25 protein-coding genes are annotated in these 25,779 nt (G+C 71.0%); 15 read left to right on the top strand and 10 right to left on the bottom strand.

Annotated elements, in window-relative coordinates; all coding sequences use genetic code 11:
* Positions 1-51: 51 nt before the first annotated feature.
* The gene (locus tag IEY61_RS07660) at positions 52-972 is read right to left on the bottom strand and encodes a proline dehydrogenase family protein (RefSeq protein ID WP_189041937.1); all 921 of its coding nucleotides are present in this window, start codon (positions 970-972) and stop codon (positions 52-54) included.
* Between the two features lie 89 nt (positions 973-1,061).
* On the opposite strand from IEY61_RS07660, the gene IEY61_RS07655 reads away from it, so the two are divergent.
* From IEY61_RS07655 to IEY61_RS07645, 3 genes are read left to right on the top strand one after another with little or no spacing between them, the layout of a single operon-like run.
* Entirely contained in the window at positions 1,062-1,334 is a 273-nt protein-coding gene (locus IEY61_RS07655; RefSeq protein WP_229705751.1) for a hypothetical protein, read from the top strand.
* A gap of 2 nt (positions 1,335-1,336) precedes the next feature.
* Positions 1,337-2,503, top strand: a complete 1,167-nt coding sequence (locus tag IEY61_RS07650) for a glutathionylspermidine synthase family protein (protein WP_189041935.1) — start codon at positions 1,337-1,339, stop codon at positions 2,501-2,503.
* A 19-nt stretch (positions 2,504-2,522) separates the two neighbouring features.
* Positions 2,523-3,080 (top strand): CGNR zinc finger domain-containing protein, encoded by a 558-nt coding sequence (locus tag IEY61_RS07645; protein ID WP_189041932.1) that lies wholly within the window; start codon positions 2,523-2,525, stop codon positions 3,078-3,080.
* A 16-nt stretch (positions 3,081-3,096) separates the two neighbouring features.
* Here IEY61_RS07645 and IEY61_RS07640 read toward each other — a convergent pair whose 3' ends face one another.
* A complete protein-coding gene (locus IEY61_RS07640; protein ID WP_189041931.1) occupies positions 3,097-3,903 on the bottom strand; it encodes a sugar phosphate isomerase/epimerase family protein in 807 nt (268 codons plus the stop codon).
* Between the two features lie 75 nt (positions 3,904-3,978).
* Entirely contained in the window at positions 3,979-4,923 is a 945-nt protein-coding gene (locus IEY61_RS07635; protein WP_189041930.1) for a Ppx/GppA phosphatase family protein, read from the bottom strand.
* Between the two features lie 72 nt (positions 4,924-4,995).
* Between IEY61_RS07635 and IEY61_RS07630 the strand changes: the two genes are divergently transcribed.
* Positions 4,996-5,805 (top strand): DUF3109 family protein, encoded by an 810-nt coding sequence (locus IEY61_RS07630; protein ID WP_189041929.1) that lies wholly within the window; start codon positions 4,996-4,998, stop codon positions 5,803-5,805.
* A 52-nt stretch (positions 5,806-5,857) separates the two neighbouring features.
* Here IEY61_RS07630 and IEY61_RS07625 read toward each other — a convergent pair whose 3' ends face one another.
* Both IEY61_RS07625 and IEY61_RS07620 read right to left on the bottom strand, forming a co-directional pair.
* On the bottom strand, positions 5,858-6,541 hold the full coding sequence (locus tag IEY61_RS07625) for a response regulator transcription factor (protein WP_189041928.1): 684 nt from the start codon (positions 6,539-6,541) through the stop codon (positions 5,858-5,860).
* 89 nt (positions 6,542-6,630) lie between these two features.
* Positions 6,631-7,923 (bottom strand): ATP-binding protein, encoded by a 1,293-nt coding sequence (locus tag IEY61_RS07620; protein ID WP_189041927.1) that lies wholly within the window; start codon positions 7,921-7,923, stop codon positions 6,631-6,633.
* A 203-nt stretch (positions 7,924-8,126) separates the two neighbouring features.
* On the opposite strand from IEY61_RS07620, the gene phoU reads away from it, so the two are divergent.
* Positions 8,127-8,780 carry a phosphate signaling complex protein PhoU gene (phoU, locus tag IEY61_RS07615; protein ID WP_189041926.1) on the top strand — a complete coding sequence of 218 codons (654 nt, stop codon included), beginning with the start codon at positions 8,127-8,129 and terminating at the stop codon, positions 8,778-8,780.
* Between the two features lie 65 nt (positions 8,781-8,845).
* Here the strand turns inward: phoU and IEY61_RS07610 are convergent, their stop codons facing one another.
* The gene (locus IEY61_RS07610) at positions 8,846-9,613 is read right to left on the bottom strand and encodes a phosphoglyceromutase (RefSeq protein WP_189041924.1); all 768 of its coding nucleotides are present in this window, start codon (positions 9,611-9,613) and stop codon (positions 8,846-8,848) included.
* Positions 9,614-9,763: 150 nt separating this feature from the next.
* Here IEY61_RS07610 and IEY61_RS07605 point away from each other — a divergent pair, with 150 nt between their 5' ends.
* Together IEY61_RS07605 and IEY61_RS07600 are read left to right on the top strand one after the other, a co-directional pair.
* Positions 9,764-11,071, top strand: coding sequence for an MDR family MFS transporter (locus IEY61_RS07605; RefSeq protein ID WP_189041922.1), 1,308 nt, complete (start codon positions 9,764-9,766; stop codon positions 11,069-11,071).
* A gap of 184 nt (positions 11,072-11,255) precedes the next feature.
* Positions 11,256-12,602 carry an MFS transporter gene (locus IEY61_RS07600; protein WP_189042085.1) on the top strand — a complete coding sequence of 449 codons (1,347 nt, stop codon included), beginning with the start codon at positions 11,256-11,258 and terminating at the stop codon, positions 12,600-12,602.
* A 347-nt stretch (positions 12,603-12,949) separates the two neighbouring features.
* Here the strand turns inward: IEY61_RS07600 and IEY61_RS07595 are convergent, their stop codons facing one another.
* The 3 genes from IEY61_RS07595 to mshA form a co-directional block, all read right to left on the bottom strand.
* Positions 12,950-13,774, bottom strand: coding sequence for a hypothetical protein (locus tag IEY61_RS07595; protein WP_444543344.1), 825 nt, complete (start codon positions 13,772-13,774; stop codon positions 12,950-12,952).
* A 247-nt stretch (positions 13,775-14,021) separates the two neighbouring features.
* Positions 14,022-14,546 (bottom strand): type III secretion system chaperone family protein, encoded by a 525-nt coding sequence (locus IEY61_RS07590; protein ID WP_373293110.1) that lies wholly within the window; start codon positions 14,544-14,546, stop codon positions 14,022-14,024.
* Positions 14,547-14,633: 87 nt separating this feature from the next.
* Entirely contained in the window at positions 14,634-15,986 is a 1,353-nt protein-coding gene (mshA, locus tag IEY61_RS07585; protein WP_189041917.1) for a D-inositol-3-phosphate glycosyltransferase, read from the bottom strand.
* 184 nt (positions 15,987-16,170) lie between these two features.
* Between mshA and IEY61_RS07580 the strand changes: the two genes are divergently transcribed.
* Positions 16,171-16,935 (top strand): SDR family NAD(P)-dependent oxidoreductase, encoded by a 765-nt coding sequence (locus IEY61_RS07580; protein ID WP_189041915.1) that lies wholly within the window; start codon positions 16,171-16,173, stop codon positions 16,933-16,935.
* 4 nt (positions 16,936-16,939) lie between these two features.
* Complete coding sequence (locus tag IEY61_RS07575) at positions 16,940-17,734, top strand: class I SAM-dependent methyltransferase (protein ID WP_189041912.1); 795 nt, start codon at positions 16,940-16,942, stop codon at positions 17,732-17,734.
* A gap of 91 nt (positions 17,735-17,825) precedes the next feature.
* Here IEY61_RS07575 and IEY61_RS07570 read toward each other — a convergent pair whose 3' ends face one another.
* Positions 17,826-18,908, bottom strand: coding sequence for a UDP-N-acetylmuramate dehydrogenase (locus IEY61_RS07570; protein WP_189041910.1), 1,083 nt, complete (start codon positions 18,906-18,908; stop codon positions 17,826-17,828).
* Positions 18,909-18,978: 70 nt separating this feature from the next.
* On the opposite strand from IEY61_RS07570, the gene IEY61_RS07565 reads away from it, so the two are divergent.
* The 6 genes from IEY61_RS07565 to IEY61_RS07540 all read left to right on the top strand — a co-directional run bounded on the left by IEY61_RS07565 (position 18,979) and on the right by IEY61_RS07540 (position 25,695).
* Positions 18,979-19,743 (top strand): maleylpyruvate isomerase family mycothiol-dependent enzyme, encoded by a 765-nt coding sequence (locus IEY61_RS07565; protein WP_189041908.1) that lies wholly within the window; start codon positions 18,979-18,981, stop codon positions 19,741-19,743.
* Positions 19,744-20,048: 305 nt separating this feature from the next.
* A complete protein-coding gene (locus tag IEY61_RS07560) occupies positions 20,049-21,350 on the top strand; it encodes an ABC transporter substrate-binding protein (RefSeq protein WP_189041906.1) in 1,302 nt (433 codons plus the stop codon).
* Between the two features lie 110 nt (positions 21,351-21,460).
* The gene (locus tag IEY61_RS07555; protein ID WP_189041904.1) at positions 21,461-22,468 is read left to right on the top strand and encodes a carbohydrate ABC transporter permease; all 1,008 of its coding nucleotides are present in this window, start codon (positions 21,461-21,463) and stop codon (positions 22,466-22,468) included.
* On the top strand, positions 22,465-23,298 hold the full coding sequence (locus IEY61_RS07550) for a carbohydrate ABC transporter permease (protein ID WP_189041902.1): 834 nt from the start codon (positions 22,465-22,467) through the stop codon (positions 23,296-23,298). Before IEY61_RS07555 ends, IEY61_RS07550 begins: the two co-directional genes overlap by 4 nt.
* Positions 23,295-24,668 carry a GH1 family beta-glucosidase gene (locus tag IEY61_RS07545; protein ID WP_189041900.1) on the top strand — a complete coding sequence of 458 codons (1,374 nt, stop codon included), beginning with the start codon at positions 23,295-23,297 and terminating at the stop codon, positions 24,666-24,668. The genes IEY61_RS07550 and IEY61_RS07545 overlap by 4 nt, the downstream gene beginning before the upstream one ends.
* A 19-nt stretch (positions 24,669-24,687) precedes the next feature.
* Positions 24,688-25,695: a LacI family DNA-binding transcriptional regulator gene (locus tag IEY61_RS07540; protein WP_189041898.1), complete on the top strand. Its 1,008-nt coding sequence runs from the start codon at positions 24,688-24,690 to the stop codon at positions 25,693-25,695.
* The last annotated feature ends 84 nt before the right edge of the window (positions 25,696-25,779 follow it).

Here is a 25,779-nt window from a genome sequence, read left to right as displayed (position 1 = left end):
AGCTAAGCGAGTCAAGCGATTACCGTCAGTCGTTCCCGGTGCGACGCCGGGCTACTTCCGGGAGGCCACCGCGCGGGCGAAGAAAGCGAGGTTGGCGGGGCGCTCGGCGAGGCGGCGCATCAGATAGCCGTACCAGTCGTCGCCGTACGGGACGTAGGTGCGCACGGTGTAGCCCTCGCCGACCAGGCGGGCCTGCTCCTCCGGCCGGATGCCGTAGAGCATCTGGAACTCGAAGCGGTCGGTGCCGCGATCGAACCAGCGCGCCCGGTCCTCGCCGATGGCGATCAGGCGGGGGTCGTGGGTGGCCAGCATCGGGTAGCCGTCGCCGGACATCAGGATGTTCAGGCAGCGGACGTAGGACTTGTCCACCTCGCGGGCCGCCTGGTAGGCCACCGACTCCGGTTCGGAGTACGCCCCCTTGCACAGCCGCACCCGGAAGCCGGCCGAGGCCAGCTCGCGGCAGTCCGACTCGGTTCGCCGCAGGTACGCCTGCAGCACCGCCCCCGTCGACGGGAAGTCCTCGCGCAGCTTGGCCAGGATGTCCAGGGTCGAGTCGGTGGTGGTGTGGTCCTCCATGTCCAGGGTGACCGTGGTCCCCGCGGCGTCGGCCGCGGCGCAGATCGCCCGGGCGTTCTCGTAGGCGAGCTGCTCGTCGAAGGCCTGGCCGAGCGCGGACAGTTTGACGCTCACCTCGGCGGCCGGTGTCAGGCCCGCCTGGGCGAGCATCCGCAGCAGCGTCACGTACTCGTCCCGGGTGGCGGTGGCCTGCTCACCGGTGACGGTGTCCTCGCCGAGGTTGTCCAGGGTGACGGCGAGACCGTCCTCGACGAGTTCGCGGGTCACGCGCAACGCGTCGGTGCTCTGCGCGCCGGCGACGAACCGGCGCACGACGTCCCGGGAGAACGGAGCCGTCTCGACGAGCCGCTCCATCCGGGATGACCGGGAGGCGGCGAGAATGACGGTACGGAGCATGAGCCGAGCGTAACGCCCGCCCGGTGCCCGAGGCGGGTCCACCGCGGTCGCCCTTACGCACATGGCGTCGATCGGCTACAAACCATGGCGTGGAACGACACCCCCGCCGGCTGCGTTCGGCCTCCGTGCAGCTCGGCGCGCTCACCGCGCTGGCCCTCGCCCTCTCCGGCTGCAACATGACCTCGGACGACGACGATGACGACTGCGCGCTCGGCCCCACCGGTGGGGGCGACACGGTGGCCCTGGCCATGCGGATCCAGGCACCCGTGACCGGGTCGGCCGGCCGGGTCGCCCCGGAGTCCGCCGCGGCCGTGCCCGAGCGGGGCGGCTTCGGCACCCACCTCGCCTCCTGCGGCGGCTGACGGTGCGCCGCGAGCCGGTCGACCCGCGTCCGGACTGGGACGCCACCATCCGCGCCCAGGGTCTGGTGTACGTCGACACCGAACTGCCCGACGGTGGGGTGATGTCGTACTGGGACGAGACGGCCGCGTACGCCTTCGAGCTGGATGAGGTGCTGCGGCTGGAGGAGGCCACCGAGGAGCTGCACCGGATGTCGGTGGCCGCCGCCGCGCACGTGGTGGCGCGCAACCGGTACGCCGAGTTCGGCATTCCCGGGTGGGCGGCCGAGGCGGTCGCCCGGTCGCTGCGGGAGACGCCACCCACCCTCTACGGTCGTTTTGATCTCTGGTACGACGGCAGTTGGCCGCCGAAGCTGCTGGAGTACAACGCGGACACCCCGACCGCGCTGGTCGAGGCGAGCATCATCCAGTGGTACTGGCTGGAGCACACCCGACCCGAACTGGATCAGTGGAACAGCCTGCACGAGCGGCTCGTCGCCGCCTGGGCGAAGATCGGCACCGGCCTGCACGACCGGCGGGTGCACGTGGTCTGGTCGAACGAGGAGGAGACCGGCGAGGACCACATGACCGCCGGCTACCTGGCGGAGACCGCCCGCCAGGCCGGGCTGGAGGTGGAGCTGCTGCCGGTCCAGGAGATCGGCTGGGACGGTCGGCGTTTCGTCGACCCCACCGACCGCGCGATCACCACCTGCTTCAAGCTCTACCCCTGGGAGTGGATGCTGGCCGAGCCGTACGGGCCGCTGGCGCTGGCGCCCGGCACGCCGACCACCTGGATCGAGCCGGCCTGGAAGCTGCTGCTGTCCAACAAGGCGTTGCTGGCGGTGCTCTGGGAGCTGTACCCCGACCACGAGCTGCTGCTGCCCGCGTACCTCGACTCGCCGCGCGGGATGTCGGAGTACGTCGCCAAGCCGCTACTCGGCCGAGAGGGTGCCGCGGTACGCATCGTCACCGCCGACGGCGAGATCACCAACCCGGGCGACTACGGTGACGAGGGATTCTGCTACCAGGAGTTCCGGGCGTTGCCCGAGTTCGCCGGCAGCCACCTGGTGCTGGGCAGCTGGATCGTCGACGGCGAGTCGGCGGGCGCCGGGCTACGGGAAAGCCGAAGCCTGATCACCGATGGCTACGCACGGTTCCTTCCGCACTACATCGACGCGCCACGCGCCGCTTGAGTCGTCTACCTTTGAAGGCGTGAACTTCGACGCGTACGCCCGGACCGGGGTTGACCTCGTCAACACCCGGCTGGACGGCCTCGACGACCTGCGGGCCATCTTTCCCGACGAGAACGCATGGATGCGCGACGAGGTCGCGGAACGGGATCTGGCCATCTTCCGACGAGCACAGAAGCGGTTGCGTGACGTCTTCGAATACGGCACCTCCGGCCGCGACGGCCAGGCGGTGGCCGAGCTGAACTCGATGCTCGAGGCGTTCCCGGTGCAGCCCCGCATCTCGGGGCACGATTCCAGCGACTGGCACATGCACGTCACCAGCCGGGGCGCCTCGGTGAGTTCGGAGTTCCTGGCCGGGGCGGTCTGGGGACTGTCGGTCTGGCTCTGCGAATACGGCAGCGCCCGGTTCGGGGTCTGCGCGGATGACCGCTGCGGCAACGTCTACCTGGACACCTCGTCCAACTGCTGCCGGCGGTTCTGCTCCGAGCGCTGCGCCACCCGCTCACATGTGGCCGCCCACCGGGCCCGCAAGCGGGCCGCCGTCCCGACGCAGAGCGACCCGCTGGCGCCCGTCCCCTGACCCGGCCGCCCGGCGGTCAGGCGTCGATCGGGGACGGAGTGTTGAGGTGCTGGCGGGCGAAGGCCAACGCCTCCCGCAGGTCCGCCTCGCGCGCCTGCCGGCTCTTCGCGCCCCGTGTGGTCACCTCCACCGCCACCGAGCCGGTGAAGCCCCGCCCGGCCAGCGACCGCAGCAACTCGGCGCAGGGCTGGCTGCCGCGGCCCGGCACCAGGTGCTCGTCCCGCCCCTCACCGGTGCCGTCGCCGAGGTGCACGTGCGCCAGGCCGTCGCCCATCCGGTCGGCCATCGCCAGCGCGTCCGTGTGCGCTGCGGCGCAGTGCGACAGGTCCAGCGTGTAGGAGGGGTAGCCGGTCTCCGTCGGGTCCCAGCCGGGGACGTACGGCACGAACTGCCGGCCGGCCATCCGCACCGGGTACATGTTCTCCACCGCGAACCGCAGCCCGCCGAACTCGTCGGCCACCCTGTCCAGCCCGTCGGCGAAGTTGCGCGCGTAGTCCCGCTGCCAGGTGAACGGCGGGTGCACCACCACGGTGGGCGCCTCCAGCGTCTCGGCCAGCGCGGCCGCGCGGCGCAGCCGCTCCCACGGGTCCGGGCTCCAGACCCGCTGGGTCACCAGCAGGCAGGGCGCGTGCACGGAGAGCACCGGCATGTCGTAGTGGTCGGCCAGCCCGCGCAGCGCACCGGCGTCCTGACTGACGGCGTCGGTCCACACCATCACCTCGAGCCCGTCGTAACCGAGGGCCGCGGCCAGCTGGAACGCCGCCGCGGTCCGCTCCGGGAAGAGCGAGGAGGTGGACAGGAGGACCGGGACGCGGGAAGTCACACCACCGAGGGTAGCCGCCATCGATCGAGACATCATGACGAGAGCGGGCGAATCGGACGACGGAGACGAAGGGCGTCACACCGGCGCCAGCCGATCCAGCCGGCTGAGGATGACACCCTCACGCAGCGCCCACGGACAGATGTCCACCGAGTCGACCCCGAGGCGGCGCATCACCGCCTCGGCGACGACGGCACCGGCCAGCAGTTGGTGGGCGCGACCGACGCCGACCCCCTCCAGCTCGACCAGCTGCGCCGGCGGAATGTGGCGGATGAAGCCGAGCACCTGCCGCAGTCCCGAGGCGGTCAGCTTGCGCCGGACCCGGGGCCCGGCATCGCTGGGGGCCACCCCGGCGAGCCGGGCCAGCGTACGGAACGTCTTGGAGGTGGCCACCGGGCGATCCCAGCCCACCCCGGTGATCTGTTCCACCACCGGATCGAGCCGGGCGTCGACGTACTCACACAGCTCGCGCACCGCCTCCGTCGAGGGCGGGCTGGGGTCCTGCGGATCGACGCCGAGCCGGTCGCGGGTGAGCCGGCCGGCGCCGAGCGGCAGCGACACCGCGACGTCGGGGTCCTCGTCGATGCCCGCCGCGATCTCCAGCGAACCGCCGCCGATGTCGAGCACCAGTAGCCGACCCGCCGACCAGCCGAACCAGCGCCGGACCGCGAGGAAGGTCATCCGCGCCTCGTCCGCGCCGGAGAACACCTCCAGGCGTACGCCACTGGCGTCCCGGACCCGGGCCAGCACCTCGGCGGCGTTGGTGGCGTCGCGTACCGCGGAGGTGGCGAAGGCGAGCAGGTCGTCGACCTCCAGGGCGGTGGCCGAGGCACGGGCCGCACCGATCGCCTCGACCAGGGCGTCCGCGCCGGCCTCGCGGAGCGCGCCGTCCGGACCGATCTGCTCGGCGAGCCGCAGCACGACCTTCTCCGAGTGCGCCGGCCACGGGTGGGCTCCCCGGTGGGCGTCGACCACCAGCAGATGCACCGTGTTCGAGCCGACGTCGAGGACACCCAGTCGCATGGGCAGAACACTAGGCCAACCGTTCACGGCACTCGCCGGCCTGCCCGGCGCACCCCGCGTACGCTGGGCCGGGTGACAGGGCAGACCGAACTCCGCGTGCTGGTGGACGACTCGACGGACCCGCGCAGCCGGGAGGTGTCGCTGGACTTCCCCCGGGAGTGGATCGAATTCGTCGACCCGGCGGACGAACGGCACGTGATCCGGGCCGACCTGACCTGGCTGCTGTCCCGTTGGACGTGCGTCTTCGGCCAGGGCTGCCACGGCATCATCGCCGGGCGGGCCGCCGACGGCTGCTGTTCGCACGGCGCGTTCTTCACCGACTCCGACGACGAGAAGCGGGTCCGGGCGGCGGTGAAGCGACTGACGCCGGAGACCTGGCAGGACTTCCGGCGTGGCTTCAAGAACTGGACCGAGAACGACACGGTGGACGGCAAGACCCCGGCCCGTCGTACCGCCACCCGGGACTCCGACGGCCCCTGTGTCTTCCTCAACGACGCGGACTTCCCCGGCGGAGGCGGCTGCGCGCTGCACGCCCAGGCACTGCGCGACGGGGTGCATCCGCTGGAATACAAGCCGGACGTCTGCTGGCAGTTGCCGATCCGCCGGGACCAGGAGTGGGTGAAGCGACCCGACAACACCAAGGTGCTGGTCTCCACGCTGGCCGAGTTCGACCGGCGGGGCTGGGGCGCCGGTGGGCACGACCTCGACTGGTGGTGCACCTCGTCCACGGACGCGCACGTCGGCGCCGAACCGATGTACCTGTCGTACGCCCCGGAGCTGACCGCGCTCGTCGGCGAGGCCGCGTACGCCAGACTGGCCGAGCTGTGCGCCACGCGGCTGCGGCAGGGCATGGTCGCCCCCCACCCCGCCGACCCGCTCTGACCGCACCCCAGTGATCCTGGTAGCACCGTTGCTACCGTCCGTTCCCTGCGGGTCAGGGCTCGAACTTGTAGCCGAGGCCACGCACGGTGACCAGGTGGCGCGGGGTGGACGGTTCCGGTTCGATCTTGGAGCGCAGGCGCTTGACGTGCACGTCGAGCGTCTTGGTGTCGCCCACGTAGTCCGCGCCCCAGACCCGGTCGATCAGCTGCCCACGGGTGAGCACCCGGCCGGCGTTGCGCAGCAGCAGCTCCAGCAGTTCGAACTCCTTGAGCGGCAGCTGCACGGCGGCACCGGCGACGGTCACCACGTGCCGCTCGATGTCCATCCGCACGGGCCCGGCGGCCAGTGTCGGCCCTCCCGCCTCGGCCGCCTCGGCACTCCGCCGGCGGAGCACCGCGCGGATCCTGGCCACCAGCTCCCGGGGCGAGTACGGCTTGGTGACGTAGTCGTCGGCGCCGATCTCCAGACCGACCACCTTGTCGATCTCGCTGTCCCGTGCGGTGACCATGATGATCGGCACGTGTGAGCGCTGCCGCAGTTGCCGGCACACCTCGGTGCCCGACATTTCGGGCAGCATCAGGTCGAGCAGGACGATGTCGGCACCGGTCCGGTCGAACTCGGTGAGAGCTGACGTGCCCGTGGCGGCCACGGACACCTCGAACCCCTCCTTACGGAGCATGTACGACAGGGCGTCGGAGAACGACTCCTCGTCCTCGACCACCAGAACCCGGCTCAACGGCTTTCCTTTCCAGTGTCAGACCGGGCGGAGCCCGGGCGGATCCATCCGTGTCAGACCGGGCGGAGCCCGGCCGGACCCATCGGCGCTCAGACCGGGTACGACCCGGCCGGACCGGCCTCGATCCCACCCGACGGCAGTGTCGCCAGCAGGTCGTCCGGAGGACGAGCGGGCAGCCGGAGGGTGAACGTCGACCCACCACCAAGAGTGCTCGTCACCTCCACCCGTCCGCCATGGTTGCTGGCGATGTGCTTGACGATCGCCAGACCGAGCCCGGTGCCGCCGGTCGCCCGGGAGCGGGCCTGGTCGGCCCGGTAGAACCGCTCGAAGATCCGGTCCACCTCGCCGGGGGCGATGCCGATGCCCTGGTCGGTGACGGCGATCTCGACGTGCTCCTCGGTGCTGCGGGCGGTGATGCGTACCGTCGTCTCGGTCCCCGAGTAGTTGATGGCGTTCTCCACCAGGTTAGCCACCGCGGTGGCCAGCTGGCTGTCGCTGCCGTAGACGGTCAGTCCCCGCTCGGCTTCGACCGTCACGTCGATGCGCCGTGCGGAGGCGGCGGTCCGGGTGCGGTCCACCACCTCGGAGATCACCCAGTCCACCGCGACCGGCTCGGGGGCGGGTTGCGGCTCGGCGCCCTGGAGCCGGGTCAGTTCCAGCAACTCCTGCACCAGCCGTCCCAGCCGGGTCGACTCGTGCTGGATCCGCTCGGCGAAGCGCCGCGCCGCTACCAGGTCCTCGGAGAGCTCCGGCCGCTCCTCGCCGGTCGGCCCGGTGGCGTCGAGCAGCGCCTCGGCGAGCAGTTGCAGCGCGCCGATCGGTGTCTTCAGCTCGTGGCTGACGTTGGCCACGAAGTCGCGGCGGACCCGGGCCAGCCGGTGCGCCTCGGTCACGTCGACCGCCTCCACCGCGATGAACCCACCGCCCAGCCCCATCGCCCGCAGGTGCACACCGAGCGGGTTCTCCCCGGCGCTGTCGCGCCCCCGGGGCAGGTCGAGCTGGATCTCGCGGCGCACCCCGGTGCGCCGCACCTGGCCGGCCAGGGTGCGCACCAGCGGATGGGCAATGATCGAACCAGGCCGACCACCGGTGCGCAGCAGTCCCATCGCCCGAGCCGCCGGGTTGACGAGCACCGGCACATCGTCGGCGTCGAGCACCACGACTCCGGCCCGCAACGAGTCGATCGCGCGGCGGCCGAGCCCGCCCTGTACATCCTCGGCGATCGTGTGCCTCCCCTTACCGAGCCGGAAACCGGCCCGTCCGATCCCCCTGGGATCGCCACTCGGCCGGCGTGCCGCCGGGATGACCTGGGACAGCCACAGGCCGGCGACCACCCCGGCCACCAGGGCCGCGGCCACACCACCCGTCACTGCCCACGTCATCCGGCGATCGTAGGGTCATTGTTCACCGGGCTACCGGGCAGACCAGGACGAAGCACCCTCACTTCCGGGAAAGTTCACTTCCCCGTCCCGCGTAGTTCACCGGCGTTCATCTGCGGTCCTTCCCCGGCCCCTAGCTTGGCCGGCGAAACCCCCGTGACAGCCCGCCGGCGCAGCCGCCGGCACCGACCGACAGGACGTGAGGTATGCGCGACGAGTTCCGGGCCGAATTCCGGGCCGAACTCCAGGCCGTCAGCCAGCTGCTGGTGGAGATGGCCGAAGGCGTACGGGCGGCGCTGCGGCAGGCCACCCGGGCCCTGCTGACCGCCGACCGCCGGGCGGCCGAGGCGGTGATCGAGGGGGACGTCGAAATCGACGAGCTCTACCGGCAGGTGGAGGAGCGGGTCTCCGAGGTACTCGCCCGGCAGGCACCGGTCGCGTCCGACCTACGCGCCATGATCACCGCGCTGCACGTCGCCGCCGACCTGGAACGGATGGGCGACCTGGCCAACCACGTGGCCAAGACGGCACTGCGCCGGCATCCGTCGCCCGCCGTTCCGGCGGAGCTGCGGCCGGCCTTCACCGACATGGCGTCCATCGCCGACCGGATGGCCGAGAAGATCGCCTCGGTACTGGCCAACCCGGACGCCGACCTCGCCGCCGAGCTGGACAGCGACGACGACGCGATGGACGAGTTGCACCGGGGCCTGTTCGAGGTGCTGCTCGGGGCGGACTGGCCGTACGGGGTGGAGACGGCCATCGACGCCACCCTGCTCGGCCGCTTCTACGAGCGGTTCGCCGACCACGCGGTGAACAGCGGCGAGCACGTCGTCTACCTGATCACCGGCGAACCGGTGTAAGGAAGGGCCCCCTGTTAACGCCTTGCGTATAGCAGGGGGCCCTTCTTAACAAACTGCCCGGAGGATCAGCGCCCCTGGTTGGCCACCGCGGCGGCGGCCTCCTTGGCCGCCGCCGGGTCGAGGTAGGTGCCGCCCAGGGTCTGCGGACGCAGCAGCGGGTCCAGGTCGTAGCGCAGCGGGATCCCGGTCGGAATGTTGAGCTTCGCGATCGCCTCGTCGCTGATCTGGTCCAGGTGCTTGACCAACGCGCGCAGCGAGTTGCCGTGCGCGGCCACCAGCACGGTCCGGCCCGCCAGGATGTCCGGCACGATCGAGTCGTACCAGTACGGCAGCATCCGCTCCACGACGTCCTTGAGGCACTCGGTACGCGGCATCAGCTCGGTCGGCAGCAGCGCGTACCGCGGGTCGCCCACCTGGGACCACTCGTCGTCGTCGGCGATCGGCGGGGGCGGCGTGTCGTACGAGCGGCGCCAGAGCATGAACTGCTCCTCGCCGTACTCGTCAAGGGTCTGCTTCTTGTCCTTGCCCTGCAGGGCGCCGTAGTGACGCTCGTTGAGCCGCCACGACCGGCGTACCGCGATCCAGTGCCGGTCCGCGGCGTTCAGCGCCAGCTCTGCGGTACGGATGGCGCGTCGCATCACGCTGGTGTGCACCACGTCCGGCAGCAGGCTGTGCTCGCGCAGCAGCTCGCCGCCGCGGCACGCCTCGTTCTCCCCCTTCTCGGTCAGGTCCACATCGACCCAGCCGGTGAAGAGGTTCTTGGCGTTCCAGTCGCTCTCGCCGTGCCGCAGCAGGACCAGCGTCCCGACGGTGGGCCCCTCGCTAGCTGTCATGCCGATCATCCTGCCGCAACCCGGGGCGGGACGCGCGGGAAGGGTCGTGACGACCACCACGTGGAAAACGCGATGGCCCCGGCTCCCGCCTCCGATTAGGTTGTAAGGCACAACATCAAGATCAGTCATTACGGAAACGGGGGCGCCGGGGTGCGCGCGATGCGGGGTTGGTTCCAGGACACCACGGGCGGTTTACCGAAGACCTTCTGGTATCTCTGGACTGGCACCCTGATCAACCGGCTCGGCTCGTTCGTCCTCATCTTCCTCGCCATCTACCTGACCCAGGTGCGCGGCTTCTCCGCCACCCAGGCCGGCCTGGTGCTCGGCATGTGGGGAGCGGGTGGCGCGGTCGGCACCACCATCGGCGGCATGCTGGCCGACCGCTGGGGAAGACGCCCGACCCTGCTCACGGCTCACCTCGGCGGGGCGGTCATGATGCTCGCCCTCGGCTTCACCCGCGATCTGTGGACGGTCGCGGCCGGCGCCCTGCTGCTCGGCCTCTTCGCCGAGGCGGCCCGTCCCGCCTTCGGCGCGATGATGATCGACGTGGTGCCCAAGCGGGACCGGTTGCGTGCCTTCTCGCTCAACTACTGGGCGATCAACCTCGGCTTCGCCTGCGCGGCGGTGCTCGCCGGCTTCGCCGCCCAGGCCGGCTACCTCCTGCTCTTCGTGGTCAACGCGTCCACCACAGTGGTCACCGCACTGATCATCTTCGTCAAGGTGCGGGAGACCCGGACGGTCACCGTCGCCACGCGGCAGAGCGCCGCTCCGACCGGAGCACTGCGTACCATCCTGTCCGACCGGGTGTACCTGGGATTCGTGGCCCTGAACCTGCTCGGCGCGCTGATCTTCCTCCAGCACATCTCGATGCTGCCCATCGCGATGGCCGACTCGGGCCTGAGCCCCGCCACGTACGGCACGGTGATCGCGCTCAACGGTGTCCTGATCGTGGTCGGCCAACTGTTCGTGCCCCGGCTCATCCGGGGCCGGAGCCGCTCCCACGTGCTCGCCCTGGCCTCGGTGGTGGTGGGCGTCGGCTTCGGGCTGACCGCGTTCGCCGACGTCGCCTGGTTCTACGGGCTGACCGTGCTGGTCTGGACGATCGGCGAGATGCTCAACTCCCCGTCCAACGCCACCCTCATCGCGGAACTCTCCCCCGACGAGCTGCGCGGCCGTTACCAGGGCGTCTTCTCACTCTCCTGGCAGCTGGCCGGTGCTACCGCGCCGATCCTCGGTGGGCTGGTACGCGAGCAGGCCGGCAACGCCGCCCTCTGGTTCGGCTGCGCCGCGATCGGGGCGCTGATGGCGATCGGCCACCTGCTCTCCGGGCCGGCTCGGGAGCGGCGGGCGCTCGCACTGCGTACGGCCGGATCAGCTCCGGTGGTGACGATCCAGTCGAGCGCACCTGCGCCGACCGCGCCTCAGGCCGCCGAGCCGGTCGCCACCACCCGGGGATAGGCAGGCGGGGTCGGCAGGCGGGGTCAACAGGCGTCGCGAGGCAGCACAGGTGGCCCCGCCGCTCCGACACCGGGCCACCAGGGCAAGATCTGTCAGGTAACCGAACAGATCAGGAGGTCGGGTGCGGCCCGAAGCACCGCCCCATCGGCCCGCTGCCACGCCCTACCACCGGCCCGCTGCGGCGCTGCGCGCCTGGCTGGTCGACACCGCAGGCGGGTTACCCGCCACCTTCTGGTACCTCTGGACCGGCCTGCTGATCAACCGGGCCGGGGCGTTCGCGATGCTCTTCCTGCCGCTCTATCTGACCGCCGTCCGGGGTGCCAGCGAGTCCCTGGCCGGGTTGGTCGTCGGGGCCTTCGGCGCAGGTGGAGCGGCCGGCGTACTGCTCGGCGGGGTCCTGGCCGACCGCTGGGGACGCCGCGCCACACTGGTGGCGGCGCACCTGGCCACCGCCGTACTGATGGTCGCGTTGGCCCTCAGCCAGCACCTCGGCGTGATCGCGGCGCTCGCCCTGCTGGTCGGGGTCACGCACGCGATGCCGAGCCCGGCCTTCGTCGCAGCCATCGTCGACGTGGTACCCGAGGCCCGCCGCTCCCGCGCCTTCAACCTTCAGTTCTGGGCGTTCAACCTCGGCATGGCGGTGGCCTCGCTGCTGGCCGGTCTGCTGGCGGAGGCGAGCTACCTCGCGCTCTTCCTGGTGGACGCGGCCGCCACGCTGGCCACCGCCGTGGTCATCGCATGGAAGGTGCCCGAGACGATCACCCGCGCGGCTGCGTCCACCACCGCACCGACCCGGCCCGCGCCATCGGCCTCGGCACCCCCGGGCCGGCCCGGTCCGACCGGACGGCCCGGTCCGGCGCGCTCGTCGCTGCCGGTCACCGGCTCGCGCCGACCGGGGTTGCACACGGCGCTGACCGATCGCCACTTCATGCTCTTCGTCGGGCTGACCTTCGTTTTGGCCGTACTGACCACGCAGACCTCGACGATCATGCCGCTGGCGATGCGCGCCGACGGGCTGGGACCATCGGCGTACGGGACCGTCATGGCGTTGGGGGGAGTCCTGATCGTCCTGGGGCAACTCTTCGTGCCCCGGCTCATCGACCGCCACCGCAAGGCGCACGTGCTCGCCGTCTCGACCGCACTGCTCGCGATCGGCTTCGGCGCCCTTGCCATCGCCGATGTGCTCGCCCTCTACCTGGGCGCCTGCGTGGTCTGGACGGTCGGCTCGATGCTGGCCGCGCCACCCAACGCACAGATCAACGCGGAGCTGGCGCCACCCGCCCTGCGGGCCCGCTACCAGTCGGTGTTCTACCTGGCCTTCCCGGCCGCGTCGTTCGTCGCGCCCACGCTCGGCGGAATCAGCCTGCAACACTGGGGCGATGTCCACTGGCTGATCGTCGGCGGGGTGGGGTTGCTGGCCGCCGGTGGCCACCTGCTCGCCGGCCCGTCCCGGGAACGTCGCGTATCGGCCCTGCGAGCATCGGCGGACGCGGACGCCGTCGAGCCCTCGTTTGCCGGCGACGGCCGCTGACCGAGCCGTGCGAGCGTTTGAACGTACGACCGGCGGCGGCGGGCGAAGCTCACCCCCGTAAGCAACGCCCGCTCGCGCCGCCGGTCCAAACAGGTGGGCCCACCGTCCCCCAACGGTTCGGTCCACCCGTCCACCACGGCCCACCCGGTGCACGGATCTGATCGATCCACCGCTCCCCCGAACGGTACCGAGCGACCGTGGTGCAATAAAGCTAGTTTGGCCCCCTGGCCGCGATTCAACCTGGCTGGCTGGCTGTCTCGCCCGTCACAGCTTCGGCCGTCCCCGCGCCTCACGGGACCCTCGTGCAGAGGCAACATCGGGTACCCCGCGCACATTCCCGCAAACGCTCACGCATCTTCCCGATCGGGTGATTCGGTCCGGAAGAAGTTACTCTGCCGGCCGTCCCGCATCTGCTCCTGATAGATCAGGTTCAGCCGCCGCAGATCGAACGTGTGGAACCACTCGTCCCAGGTGATCTCCCGGATCCGGCTGCTCTCCCGGTAACCCGGAATGTTGAACGTCAGCACGCCGGCCCGGCCGTCGCGCTCGGTGCCGCCGATCGTCGCCGGCTTGGCTCCCCGCTCCCGGGCCCATCGCTGAATGACCTCATGGTTGGTGGTGACCAGACTCCGGCCGGGACGTTCCGGCCGATCCTGGAGCGAGGAGATGACCTGCGACGACCGGGTCGACCGAGCGGTCGACCGGCCGGTCCGCACCCCGCTGCCGCGAGTCGGTGCCGCCTTCGCCGCCGCACGAGCCGGTGCCGCCTTCGCCGGCCCGCGTGCCGCGCCGCCGGACTTGCGAGCGCTCGCACTTCCCGCCGTACGCGTCGTCGTCGACTTGCGGGCCGCGGTGGTCTTCGGGGCAGCCTTCCGCGGGGCGGCCTTCTTCGCCCCGGCGGCGGTCGCCTTCCGCACGGTGCTCTTCTGCGCGGCGGTCGTGGTCTTTCGTGCCGCAGTCGTCGTCTTGCGCGCGGCGGTGGTCGTCTTGCGCGCGGTGCCGGCGGGCGCCTTGGTGGCGCTGGCACGCCCGGCCGGTCCGCTGCTCCGACGGGCCGCCCCGCCCGATCGGAGCGTCTTCGCCAGCGTCTTCACCAGCTCCGGTTTACGCAGGGCGGAGATGCCGGAAACCCCGTACCGACGCAGTTGGCTGCGGATGTCGTCCACCCGCATCCGGGAGATCTCCGTTTCGGAAATCTGCGGCGTGTTCGGGGTCCGGTTGCCGGCCTGCCGTTTGGTTCCGGTCGCGGTCCCGCCGCGACCCGAGCTGTTTCGCTGAGCCATGAACGCTCACGCTCCTCGGCACTCAGTCTCGGCGCGCGGCGGGTCCCAAACGCCGCACCGCGCGGTGCGGGTTACCCAACGAAACCGGTCTGAACCACTGCGCCGGGACCTCGGTCAGGCTGATTCGCGCCGGCGATCAGGGCTGACCCGCATCCCTGTCCGCCGACGGGCCCGTACCGGATGGTTCGAAGAGATGTGCGAAGGCCGCGAGGTTCGCGGTGGATTCACCCCGCTTGACCCGCCACTCCCACTCCCGACGGATCGAACTGCCGAAGCCGATCTCCAGCATCGTGTCGAAGGACTCGTCAGCGTAGGTCAGCACCGCGCCGAGCAGCCGGTCCAGTTCGTCCGCGTCGACCCCGCCCGGGTTGACCCGACCGGTGAGATAGACGTCGCCGACGGCGTCGATGGAGAACGACACGGCGTACATCCGGGCGTTGCGCTGCAAGAGCCAGGCCCACAGTTCCTCGCGGCGTTCGTCCGGCTGGCGCATCACGAACGCCTCGATCCGCAGTGCGTGCTCCCCGACGATCAGGTGACAGATCGTCTTGAGCTTGTGCGTGCCGGGCAGAGTCACCGCGTACGACCCCGGGCCGGTGGGCTCGCAGGCGAGCTCCCGCTCGGCGCAGACCGACTCGATCAGGGCCCCAAGGTCACTCATCCGATCAACTCTACGACCGCCGTCGCCGACCATGGCAGGGTGGCTACCAGCGAGCGTTAACAAGGGGCCCTTCCTATACACCAGGCGTTAACAGGGGGCCCTTCCTTTCACCAAGGTGGCGAGTTCGGTGGTGAGATGGGAGCGGTGGGCGGCGATCGCCTCGCCGTAGACGGCGAGCAGGCCCTCGGCCGTACGCTGCCAGGAGAAGTTGCGGGCGTGCCGGGCGGCACCGGCCGACAGCTCGGCCCGGCGGGCCCGGTCGGGCAGCAGGCGGGCCAGCGCAGCCGCCCAGTCGCCCGGATCGTGGCCGCGCACCAGCACCCCGCTGACCTGGTCCCGGACGGCGGTCACCAGGCCGCCGACGGCGGCGGCCACCACGGGCGTACCGCAGGCCTGGGCCTCCAGCGCGACCAGTCCGAAGGACTCGTTGTACGACGGCACCGCCACCAGGTCGGCCGCCTGGTAAAGCAGGGGCAGTTCGGCACCGGTCCGGGGCGGCAGGAAGCGCACCCGGTCGGTGATCCCTAGCGAGGCGGTCAGCTCGATCAGGGCGGTGGGCCGGTCCAACCCGCTGCCACTGGGGCCGCCGCAGATCACCACGGACACGTCGCGGGCCAGCGCGGGATCCCGCTCGCGCAACGCGGCGAGCGCGCGGATCAGCACATCCGGTGCCTTCAGCGGCTGAATCCGGCCGACGAAGGCCACCAGGTGCCCGCCGACGGGCAGGCCCAGCCGGGCACGGGCGGCGGCCCGGTCACCATCGGCGGGGCGGAAGCGTTCCAGGTCCACGCCCGGCTCGACCACCGTCACCCGGGTCGGGTCGGCGTCGTACCGGCCGATCAGGTCCCGTGCCTCGACCCGGGTGTTCGCCACCAACCGGTCGGCCTCGGCGACCACCTGTTCCTCGCCGATCACCCGGGCCTTGGGTTCCGGCCGATCGCCGACGGCGAGCCGGTCGTTCTTCACCTTGGCCAGGGTGTGGGCGGTGTGCACCAGCGGCACCCCCCAGCGCTCCTTGGCCAGCCAGCCGACCTGGCCGGAGAGCCAGTAGTGGGAGTGGATCAGGTCGTAGTGGCCGGGCGGTTTGGCCGCCTCGGCGCGCAGTACGCCGGCGGTGAAGGCGCAGAGCTGGCCGGGGAGTTCTTCCTTGGTCAGCCCTTCCAGCGGGCCGGCCATCACGTGCCGGACGTGCACGCCGGGAGCCACCTCCACCACCGGTGGCAGGTCTCCCGAGGTGGCGCGGGTGAAGATTTCCACCTCGACGTCCGCTTCGGCCAGCCGCCGGGCGACCTCCAGGATGTAGACGTTCATGCCGCCCGCGTCCCCGGTGCCCGGTTGGTGCAGCGGTGAGGTGTGCACCGAGAGCGTCGCGATCCGCCGGGGCCGTCGCCACGAAAGGGAATCTCGCTGCCGACCGACACCGGTGTGCATTTCCGCCACGTCCGCTCCCTTTGCCACGGTTGATGCCGTCTCGCACGACCGGCGCGCTCCTGAGGTCAACTCCGACGCCGGGTCACATCTTCCCGATCGGCGGTGGGAAATACCGGGGTCGGCCGCCCGGGCGTGACCGACCTCATTCCGCGAGCGGTGCCGGCGTCCGGGCCGCCGGGGCGAGAATGGCCGGATGAGTCGTGTCGCCATCGTCACCGGTGCCTCCAGCGGAATCGGTGCCGCCACCGCCCGACGGCTCGCCGCCGAGGGCTTCCACGTGCTGGCCGCGGCCCGGCGTAACGACCGGCTGGCCGCGCTGGTCGCCGAGATCGCCGCTGCCGGGGGCGCCGCCACGGCGGTGGCCTGTGACGTCACCTCGGACGAGTCGGTGGCCGCCCTCGCGCAGGCCGCCGCGTTGGCGCCCGGGCCGGTGACCCTGTTGGTCAACAACGCCGGTGGGGCGCGCGGGCTGGATCCGGTGGAGTCCGGCGCGATCGGCGACTGGCAGTGGATGTACGACGTCAACGTGCTCGGCACGCTGCGGGTCACCCAGGCGCTGCTGCCCGCGTTGGAAGCCTCCGGCGCCGGGACCGTCGTCATCGTCTCGTCGACCGCGGGCTTCACGGTGTACGAGGGCGGGGGCGGCTACACCGCCGCCAAGCACGCGCAGACCACGATCGCCGGCACGCTGCGCCTGGAACTCTGCGGACGCCCGGTCCGGGTGATCGAGATCGATCCGGGCATGGTGAAGACCGACGAGTTCTCGCTGGTCCGCTTCGCCGGCGACGCGGACCGCGCCGAGGCCGTCTACGCGGGGGTCGCCGAGCCGCTGGTCGCCGAGGACGTGGCCGACTGCATCGCCTGGTGCGCGACACGCCCGCAGCACGTGAACGTGGACCGGCTGGTCGTCCGCCCACTGGCCCAGGCCGCTCAGCACAAGGTGCACCGGGCCAGCTGAGGCGATGTCGCGACCCGCCCGGCCGATCGGTGCGCCGACCCGGGGCACCACCAACCCCAACCGGCTGCGCCGGATGGACAACTGGATCATCGAGAGCTGCGCCGACGCGTTGCGGAGTGCGGCGGATCCGCTGGTGGTCGACCTCGGCTACGGCGCGACGCCGGTGACCGCGGTGGAACTACGCGCCCGGCTCGCCGCGCGGGTCCGCGCCGACGTGCGGGTGGTCGGGCTGGAGATCGATCCGGTACGCGTCGCCGCCGCCCAGCCCGCCGCCGACCCGCCCGGTCTGACCTTCGTCCGGGGCGGGTTCGAGCTGGCCGGCCTACGCCCGGCCCTGGTCCGCGCGGCCAACGTGCTGCGCCAGTACGACGAGAGCGAGGTGGCCGACGCCTGGGCCACGCTCACCGGGCAACTGGCCCCCGGCGGACTGCTCGTCGAGGGCACCTGCGACGAGTTGGGCCGGCTCGGCGGCTGGGTGCTGCTCGACGCCGACGGCCCCCGCTCGCTGACCCTGGCCGCCCGACTGACCACTCTGGGCAGCCCGGCCGAGTTGGCCGAGCGGCTGCCCAAGGCGCTGATCCACCGCAACGTTCCCGGCGAAGGCGTCCACGACCTGATCCGCGCCTTGGACGACGCCTGGCGGTCCGCCGCCGGCTACGCCACCTTTGGCCCCCGGCAGCGCTGGTTGCATACCGTGGCCGCCATCCGCGCCCAGGGCTGGCCCGTCCTCGATCGCCCCCGCCGCTGGCGTCTCGGCGAACTCACCGTCCCCTGGCCCGCCATCGCCCCACGCCGCTGATCATCCCGTTGATCATGACGTTGTTGTTCACGGAAAGCGCTTACCGGAGCAATAAGTCCATGATCAACGAGGTAGGGCGGCTGGCGGTGGGTCAGAGGGTGCAGTTGATGAGGACGGGTTCGGGGTGGAGGGTGACGCCGAAGCGGGCGTGCACACCGTCCCGGATCTCGCGGGCCAGGGTGATGAGGGCCGCCGTGCTGGCGGCACCGGTGGGGTTGGTCAGGGCGAGGGTGTGCTTGCGGGAGATGGCGACGCCCTCGGGGCCGAGGTGACCCTTGCCGAAGCCGGCCTTGTCGATCAACCAGGCCGCGCTGATCTTCACCACATCTCCGGCGCCCGGCCAGGCCGGCGGCTCCCCGAGGTCGGCGGCGCGCTGGCGCAGCAACTCGTAGCCGGCGCGGTCCAGCACGGGATTGGTGAAGAAGGAGCCGACCGAGCGGGTGTCCGGGTCGGCCGCGTCGAGCACCATGCCCTTGCCGGCGCGCAACCGCAGCACCGTGGCGCGTGCCTGGGTCAGCGGCACCCGGTCACCGACGTCGACGCCGAGCGCCCGGGCCAGCTCCGCGTAGCGCACCGGACCGGAGCGCGGCGAACGGTTCAGCCGGAAGTCGACCGAGAGCACCACCCAGCGCTCGCTGTACTTGAAGATGCTGGTCCGATAGGCGAATCCACAGTCCGCGGCGGCGACCCGATCGACCGTCCCGTTGACCCGGTCGTACACCTGGACGCCGGTGATGGTCTCGGCGACCTCCTGCCCGTACGCCCCGACATTCTGGATCGGGGTGGCACCGGTCGAGCCGGGAATGCCGGAGAGGCACTCCACTCCGGACCATCCGTTCGTGACCGTCGCCGCGACCAGCTCGTCCCACGGCTCGCCGGCCTCGACCCGTACCGTGACGGTCTGCTCGTCCTCGGCCAGCACCCGCAGCCCCCGGGAGCGGACGAGCAGCACGGTGCCCGGGAAACCGACGTCGCCGATCACCACATTGCTACCGCCGGCGAGCAGGAGCAGGTCCTCGCCCGCCTCGCGCACCCGGGCGACGATTTCCTCGGCGCTGCCAGCGGGGATGATCCGTCCCGCCGGCCCACCGAGGCACAATGTGGTGTATTGCGACAGATCACCCGGGGTGACAGGTTCAGCGGCCGCTGTCGGCTGGGCGTAGACGTCAGACACGTCTTTCACCCTAGGCTGAGGGGCAGCCGTGGCACCCACAGGTGGCCCGGTCACCCCCGGGAGGATGGCGATGAGCAGAATGCACGGCACCAAGGACTTCTGGATCGGCGCGCTCCGGGCGGAGGGCCCGGCGTTCGCCGCCGCGGTGGCCGAGGCCCCGCCCGAGACACCGGTGCTGTCCTGCCCCGGCTGGACGGTGACCGACCTGGCCCTGCATCTCGCGGGCACCTATCAGTGGGTGCGCACCATCGCCGGGTCGGGCGAGAACACGCCGCCGGAGCAACCCCGGTCGCAGCGGCCCGAGCCCACGCCGGGGGTCACCGCCGCGCAGCAGTGGCAGCAGGCGTACGACGAACTGATGGCGCTCTTCGAGTCCCTCGACCCGGAGGCACCGGCGTGGAACTGGGCGCCACAACCGAAAAAGGCCAGCTTCTGGCCGCGCCGGATGGCGCACGAGACGGCGGTGCACCGCTGGGACGCTCAGCTGGCCATCGCCGCCGGTGAGCCGGTCGAGGCGAAGCTCGCGGCCGACGGGGTGAGCGAGGTGCTGGACACCTGGCTGCCGGCAGGCCGGCGGAAGGCGAGCGGGCAGTGGCGCGGGGTGGTCCGGCTGAGCGCGACCGACGCCGCCCAGGAATGGTTCCTGCGGCTGCGCGGCGAGGGGGTGGCCCTGCTGGACACCGGCACCATCCTCGATCACGACGAACACCCTGCCCGGGTGCACGTCAGCGGCACGGCGAGCGACCTGTTGCTGGCGCTCTGGGGCCGGGTCAGCTTCGACACGCTGAGCGTCGTCGGCGACCGTGCCCTGCTCGACGGGGTACGCACCGGCTGACCCCACGCCGGCCGGGCACCCGCGTCGCCCATACCCGACCTACGCCCCATTGATCAACACCGTTCCGACGGAATGGCGGTTACCAGACAAGTCGGTAGCCGCCATTCCGGCGTAACGGCGGCCCCAGCCCACCCCACCCGCGGCGGGCGTCCTGCATGGGGTCGGGAGGGCGCTGGGGCCGTGGCCGTTCTGTGACCCCGACGAGAGAGCGCTCTCTTGACACCGGCCGGCGGGGGCCGCAGGCTACGCGAGAGCGCTCTCAGACCCATCCGACACCACCCGACCTGAGAGGGGTCACCAGGACAATGGGCACATTTCCACGCCACCGCCTCGCCGCGGTCGCCCTGGCCGCCGCCGGCGCGCTGCTCGTCAGCAGCGGTTGCAGCAGCGACGACGCCGGGGACGGCAAGATAACGCTCACCGTCGACGTCTTCGGGCAGTTCGGCTACGAGCAGCTCTACCAGGAGTACATGGACGCCAACCCCGGTGTGAAGATCGTCGAACGGGGCACCGGCGGCAACCTCGACGAGTACTCACCGAAGTTGACCCAGTGGCTCGCCGCGGGCAAGGGCGCCGGTGACGTCGTCGCCATCGAAGAGGGCCTGATGGTCGAGTACAAGGCCAACCCGGACAACTTCGTCAACCTGCTCGACCACGGGGCCGCCGAGCTCAAGGGCAACTTCCTGGAGTGGAAGTGGAACCAGGGGCTCACCGCCGACGGCCAGAAGCTGATCGGGCTCGGTACCGACGTCGGCGGCATGGCCATGTGCTACCGCACGGACCTGTTCGCCAAGGCCGGGCTACCCACCGACCGCGAAGAGGTGTCCAAGCTCTGGCCGACCTGGGAGGGCTACATCGCCGTCGGCGAGAAGTTCAAGGCGGCGAACACCGGCGCCTCGTTCCTCGACGCGGCCACCAACACGTTCAACACCATCGTGCTCCAGACCGCCGGCAACGCGCAGGGCTACCACTACTACGACACCGGCGACAACCTCGTGGTGGAGAGCAACCCGGCCGTCAAGCAGGCCTGGGACATCACCATGAACATCATCAACGCCGGCCTGTCCGGCAAGTACGGCTCCTGGTCCGAGGAGTGGGTCTCCGCCTTCAAGCAGTCCAAGTTCGCCACCATCGCCTGCCCCGCCTGGATGACCGGGGTGATCGAGGGCAACGCCGGCCCGGAGGCCAAGGGCAAGTGGGACATCGCCCGGGTGCCGGGCGACGGCGGCAACTGGGGCGGCTCGCACCTGGCCGTGCCGCGCCAGAGCAAGCACCAGGAGGAGGCCATCAAGCTGGTCAAGTTCCTGACCAGCGCCCAGGGGCACATCGGCGCCTTCAAGGCCAAGGGCCCGCTGCCCTCCTCGCCGCAGGCGCTGGACGACCCCGCGATCACCGACGCCACCAACGCGTACTTCTCCGAGGCCCCGGTCGGCAAGATCTTCGGGGCGGGCGCCAAGACCCTGAAGCCGGTCTACATGGGCCCGAAGAACCAGGCCGTACGCACCGAGGTGGAGAACGCGGTCCGCACCGTCGAGCTGGGCCAGCGCAACCCCGACCAGGGTTGGCAGGACGCGATCGCCAACGCCAAGAAGGCCGCCGCCAAGTAACCGGCCCGACGGCTCCCGCCCCCGCCGATCCAGGCTCCGCCACGCCGGTCGACGCGTGGTGACCGCCCCTGGGTCGGCGCGGGCGGGGCGTGGAAAGGAGTCAACGGGTCATGGCGTTGCAGCTCGACGCGCGACCGCCGGCCACGCCGGCATCGGGCCGGTCCCGGCCGGCGCGGACCGGCCGGCTCAGCCGGATCGACGCGAAGTACTCGCCCTACCTCTACATCGCCCCGTTCTTCGTGGTCTTCGCGATCTTCGGGGCCTGGCCGCTGGCGTACACCTTCTGGGTCTCGCTGCACGACTGGGACCTGCTCGGCAGCAACCCCACCTTCATCGGTACGGACAACTACACCCGACTGCTGGCCGACGGCGACTTCTGGCACTCGGTGGTCAACACCCTCGGCATCTTCGTCATCAGCACGGCGCCGCAGCTGCTCCTGGCGCTCTGGCTGGCCAACCTGCTCAACCGGCAGCTGCGGTTCCGGACCGGCTGGCGGATGACGGTGCTGATCCCCAACGTGACCTCCACCGCCGCCGTGGCGATCGTGTTCGGAGTGTTGTTCGGCCGCGAGTTCGGCATGGTCAACTGGCTGCTCGACCTGATCGGCCTCGACGGGATCGAGTGGAAATCCGACCGGTTCGCCTCCTGGGTGGCCATCTCGGCCATGGTCGACTGGCGGTGGACCGGCTACAACGCGCTGATCTTCCTCGCCGCCATGCAGGCCATCCCCCGCGACATGTACGAAGCGGCCGCGATCGACGGCGCGAACCGCGCCCGACAGTTCTGGTCGGTCACCGTGCCGCTGCTCAAGCCGACGATCATCTTCTGCGTCATCATCTCCACCATCGGCGGACTCCAGCTGTTCACCGAACCCCGGCTGTTCCACTCCGGCACCAACGCGATCCGGGGCGGACCGCTGCGCGAATCACAGACACTGACCATGTACATGTTCGAGAACGCCTTCGCGCCCTACTACAACTTCGGCTACGGCTCGGCGGTGGCCTGGCTGCTCTTCGCCCTGATCGCCATCGTGGCGGCGATCAACGTGCTGATCATCCGCCGGCTCGGCGCCGGTGCCCGCCCGCGGGTCGGCCAGCGGAAGGGGGCGGCGCGATGAGCAAGCTGTGGCGGGCCAGCCCGCTCACCTACGGCGCGCTGATCGCCGCCGGGGTCCTGTCCATCTTTCCGATCTACTGGATGTTCGTGGTGGCCAGCCGCTCCAGCGACGCGATGGGACAGCTGCCCCCGCCGGTGACCCCGGGCGACAATCTGGGCGCCAACATCGCCCGGCTGTTCGGCAACACCGACGCGTACTTCCTGGCCGGGCTGATCAACTCGGCGATCGTGGCGATCACGGTCACCGTCTCCGTGGTTCTCTTCTCCAGCCTGGCCGGCTTCGCCTTCGCCAAGCTACGGTTCCGGGGCAGCAACGCACTGCTGATGGTCATCATCGCGACCATGATGGTGCCCACCCAGCTCGGCGTCATCCCGTTGTACATGCTGATGACGAAGTTCAACCTCAACGACCGGTTACCCGCAGTGATCCTGCCCGCGCTGGTCACCGGGTTCGGGGTGTTCATGATGCGGCAGTACGCCGGCCAGGCGGTCAGCACCGAGCTGATCGAGGCGGCCCGGGTGGACGGTTGCGGCACCGCCCGGATCTACTGGAACGTGGTGGTGCCAGCGCTGCGTCCGGCCGCCGCCGTGCTCGGCCTGCTCACCTTCATGACCACGTGGAACGACTTCCTGTGGCCGTACGCGGTGCTCAACGACCCGGAAAATCCCACGGTGCAGCTGTCGTTGCGGGCCCTGTCCGACGGCTACTACCAGGACATGTCCCAGGTGTTCACCGGTACGGCCATCGCCACGCTGCCGCTGCTGCTGGTTTTCGTCCTGTTCGGCCGCCAGATCATCGGCGGCATCATGGAAGGTGCGGTCAAGGCGTGAGTGAACTTCGATTTCCCGACAACTTTCTCTGGGGTGCGGCCACCGCGGCGTACCAGATCGAGGGCGCGGCCCGCGACGACGGGCGCGGCGAGTCGATCTGGGACACCTTCAGCCGTACGCCCGGCAAGGTCCACGCCGGGCACACCGGCGACGTCGCCTGCGACCACTACCACCGGTACGCCGACGACGTGGCGCTGATGGCCGAGCTGGGGTTGCAGGCGTACCGCTTCTCGGTGTCCTGGCCCCGGATCCAGCCGGACGGCAGCGGCCCGGTCAACCCGCGCGGCCTGGATTTCTACGATCGGCTCACCGACGCGTTGCTGGGCCGGGGCATCGATCCGATCATCACCCTCTACCACTGGGACCTGCCGCAGACGCTGGAGGATCGCGGCGGTTGGGCCGCTCGGGAAACCGCCGAGCACTTCGCCACCTACGCCTCCGCCGTCTACGCCCGCCTCGGTGACCGGATCGGCACCTGGACGACGCTCAACGAACCGTGGTGCTCGGCGTACCTCGGCTACGGCAGCGGGGTGCACGCGCCAGGGCGTCAGGACCCGGCTGCCGCCTTCGCCGCCGTACACCATCTGCTGCTCGCGCACGGCCTGGCGACCCAGGCGCTGCGCGCGGCCGGCGCCGGCCGGGTCGGCATCACCCTCAACCCCGCCGACGTACGCCCAGCCGACCCGACGAGTGCGGCCGACGCCGCGGCGGTACGCCTGGTCGACGGCCTGCAGAACCGGATCTTCCTCGACCCGTTGCTGGCCGGCGGGTATCCGGACGACATCCGGGAACATGTCGCCCGGATGGTCGAGCCGACGTTCGTGCGGGACGGCGACGAGAAGATCATCGCTGCGCCGCTCGACCTGCTCGGCATCAACTACTACGCGCCGACCTACGTGGCCGGGCGACCGGACGGCGCCGGCGGCGGCGGCACGTTCCCGGGTACCGAGGGCGCGGTGGAGTTCCTGCCGCCGGTCGGGCCGCTGACCGACATGGGTTGGATGATCGAACCGGCTGGGCTGACCCGGCTGCTGGAACGGATCTCCACCGACTATCCGGGTACGCCGCTGCTGATCACCGAGAACGGCGCCGCGTTCCCGGACAAGGCGGCGACGGACGTGACCAGCCCCTTGCAGGACTCCGATCGGATCGCCTACCTCGACGGTCATCTGCGCGCGGCACACGACGCCATCTCCCGCGGCGTCGACCTACGTGGCTATCTCGTATGGTCGTTGCTGGACAACTTCGAGTGGGCCGAGGGGTACCGAAAGCGGTTCGGGATCGTGCACGTCGACTACCTCACCCAGCGGCGTACCCCGAAGTCCAGCGCCCGGTGGTACCAGGAGGTGATCTCCCGGAACGGGCTGTGACGAGGTGGTGGTAGTTCCTATGACGGGGGCGCAACGGCCCACTCTGGAAGCGGTGGCACGGCGGGCCGGGGTCTCCCGGGCCACTGTTTCCCGGGTGGTGAACGGCTCGACCACGGTCGCCGAGCCGATCCAGGAGGCGGTCCGCCAGGCGGTCGCCGAGCTCGGGTATGTGCCGAACCTGGCCGCCCGCACTCTGGTCACCCAACGGACCGACTCGATCGCCCTGGTCATGCCCGAGGAGGCCACCCGGGTCTTCTCCGACGACCAGGTCTTTCCCGGCATCATCCGGGGCGCGGCGCAGGAACTGGAGGCCGCCGACAAGCAGCTCGTGCTGATGCTGGCCGGCTCGCCGGCCGGGCACGAGCGGGTCGAGCGGTACACCACCGGCCGGCACGTCGACGGGGTGCTGTTCGCCTCGCTGCACGGCGCCGACCCGCTGCCCGCCAAGCTCGCCGCGCTGGGCATCCCGGTGGTGTGCAGCGGCCGGCCGCTCGACGGGGCCGACGTGCCGTACATCGACGTCGACCAGGTCGGCGGGGTGACCCGGGCGGTACGGCACCTGATCGACAGCGGCCGGCGACGGATCGCCACCATCGCCGGCCCGCAGGACATGGTCGCCGGGATCGAACGGCTGGCCGGCTACCGGGACACGGTGGCCGCCGCCGGGCTGCCGGAGATGGTGGCGGTCGGCGACTTCACCCGCGAGTCCGGGGCGGCGGCGATGCGTGAACTGCTCGCCGCCCACCCCGACCTGGACGCCGTCTTCGCCGCCTCGGACCTGATGGCGCACGCCGCCCTGCGTACGCTGCGCGAGGCGGGACGGCGGGTGCCGGAGGACGTCGCGGTGATCGGGTTCGACGACATCGAGACCGCCGCCTACACCGATCCGCCGCTGACCACCGTCCGGCAACCGATCGTGGAACTCGGCCGGCAGGGCACCCGACTGCTGCTGCGCCTCGCCGCCGGCGAGGCGGTCGAGCCGGCCCTCATCCTCCCCACCGAATTGATCATCCGCGACTCCGCCTGAGGTGTAAGGAGGGGCCCCTTATTAACGCCTGCGGTAGAGGAAGGGCCCCTTATTAACAAGTCGCCGCGGCCATCCGAGGCGGTT

This window comes from Micromonospora sonchi (assembly GCF_014646235.1).
Lineage (GTDB): Bacteria > Actinomycetota > Actinomycetes > Mycobacteriales > Micromonosporaceae > Micromonospora > Micromonospora sonchi.
The sequence above is the reverse complement of the archived record's forward strand: the minus strand, read 5'-3'. Positions and strand labels throughout refer to the sequence as shown.

Bases quoted from the DNA above. Each gene is read 5' to 3' on its own strand.
- IEY61_RS07555 (WP_189041904.1), top strand. From the start codon at position 21,461: ATGGCGTTGCAGCTCGACGCGCGACCGCCGGCCACGCCGGCATCGGGC.
- phoU (WP_189041926.1), top strand. From the start codon at position 8,127: ATGCGCGACGAGTTCCGGGCCGAATTCCGGGCCGAACTCCAGGCCGTC.
- IEY61_RS07610 (WP_189041924.1), bottom strand. From the start codon at position 9,613: ATGACAGCTAGCGAGGGGCCCACCGTCGGGACGCTGGTCCTGCTGCGG.
- IEY61_RS07550 (WP_189041902.1), top strand. From the start codon at position 22,465: ATGAGCAAGCTGTGGCGGGCCAGCCCGCTCACCTACGGCGCGCTGATC.
- IEY61_RS07660 (WP_189041937.1), bottom strand. From the start codon at position 972: ATGCTCCGTACCGTCATTCTCGCCGCCTCCCGGTCATCCCGGATGGAG.
- IEY61_RS07565 (WP_189041908.1), top strand. From the start codon at position 18,979: ATGAGCAGAATGCACGGCACCAAGGACTTCTGGATCGGCGCGCTCCGG.
- IEY61_RS07580 (WP_189041915.1), top strand. From the start codon at position 16,171: ATGAGTCGTGTCGCCATCGTCACCGGTGCCTCCAGCGGAATCGGTGCC.
- IEY61_RS07540 (WP_189041898.1), top strand. From the start codon at position 24,688: ATGACGGGGGCGCAACGGCCCACTCTGGAAGCGGTGGCACGGCGGGCC.
- IEY61_RS07595 (WP_444543344.1), bottom strand. From the start codon at position 13,774: ATGCGGGTGGACGACATCCGCAGCCAACTGCGTCGGTACGGGGTTTCC.
- IEY61_RS07590 (WP_373293110.1), bottom strand. From the start codon at position 14,546: ATGAGTGACCTTGGGGCCCTGATCGAGTCGGTCTGCGCCGAGCGGGAG.
- IEY61_RS07620 (WP_189041927.1), bottom strand. From the start codon at position 7,923: ATGACGTGGGCAGTGACGGGTGGTGTGGCCGCGGCCCTGGTGGCCGGG.
- IEY61_RS07635 (WP_189041930.1), bottom strand. From the start codon at position 4,923: ATGCGACTGGGTGTCCTCGACGTCGGCTCGAACACGGTGCATCTGCTG.
- IEY61_RS07560 (WP_189041906.1), top strand. From the start codon at position 20,049: ATGGGCACATTTCCACGCCACCGCCTCGCCGCGGTCGCCCTGGCCGCC.
- IEY61_RS07575 (WP_189041912.1), top strand. From the start codon at position 16,940: ATGTCGCGACCCGCCCGGCCGATCGGTGCGCCGACCCGGGGCACCACC.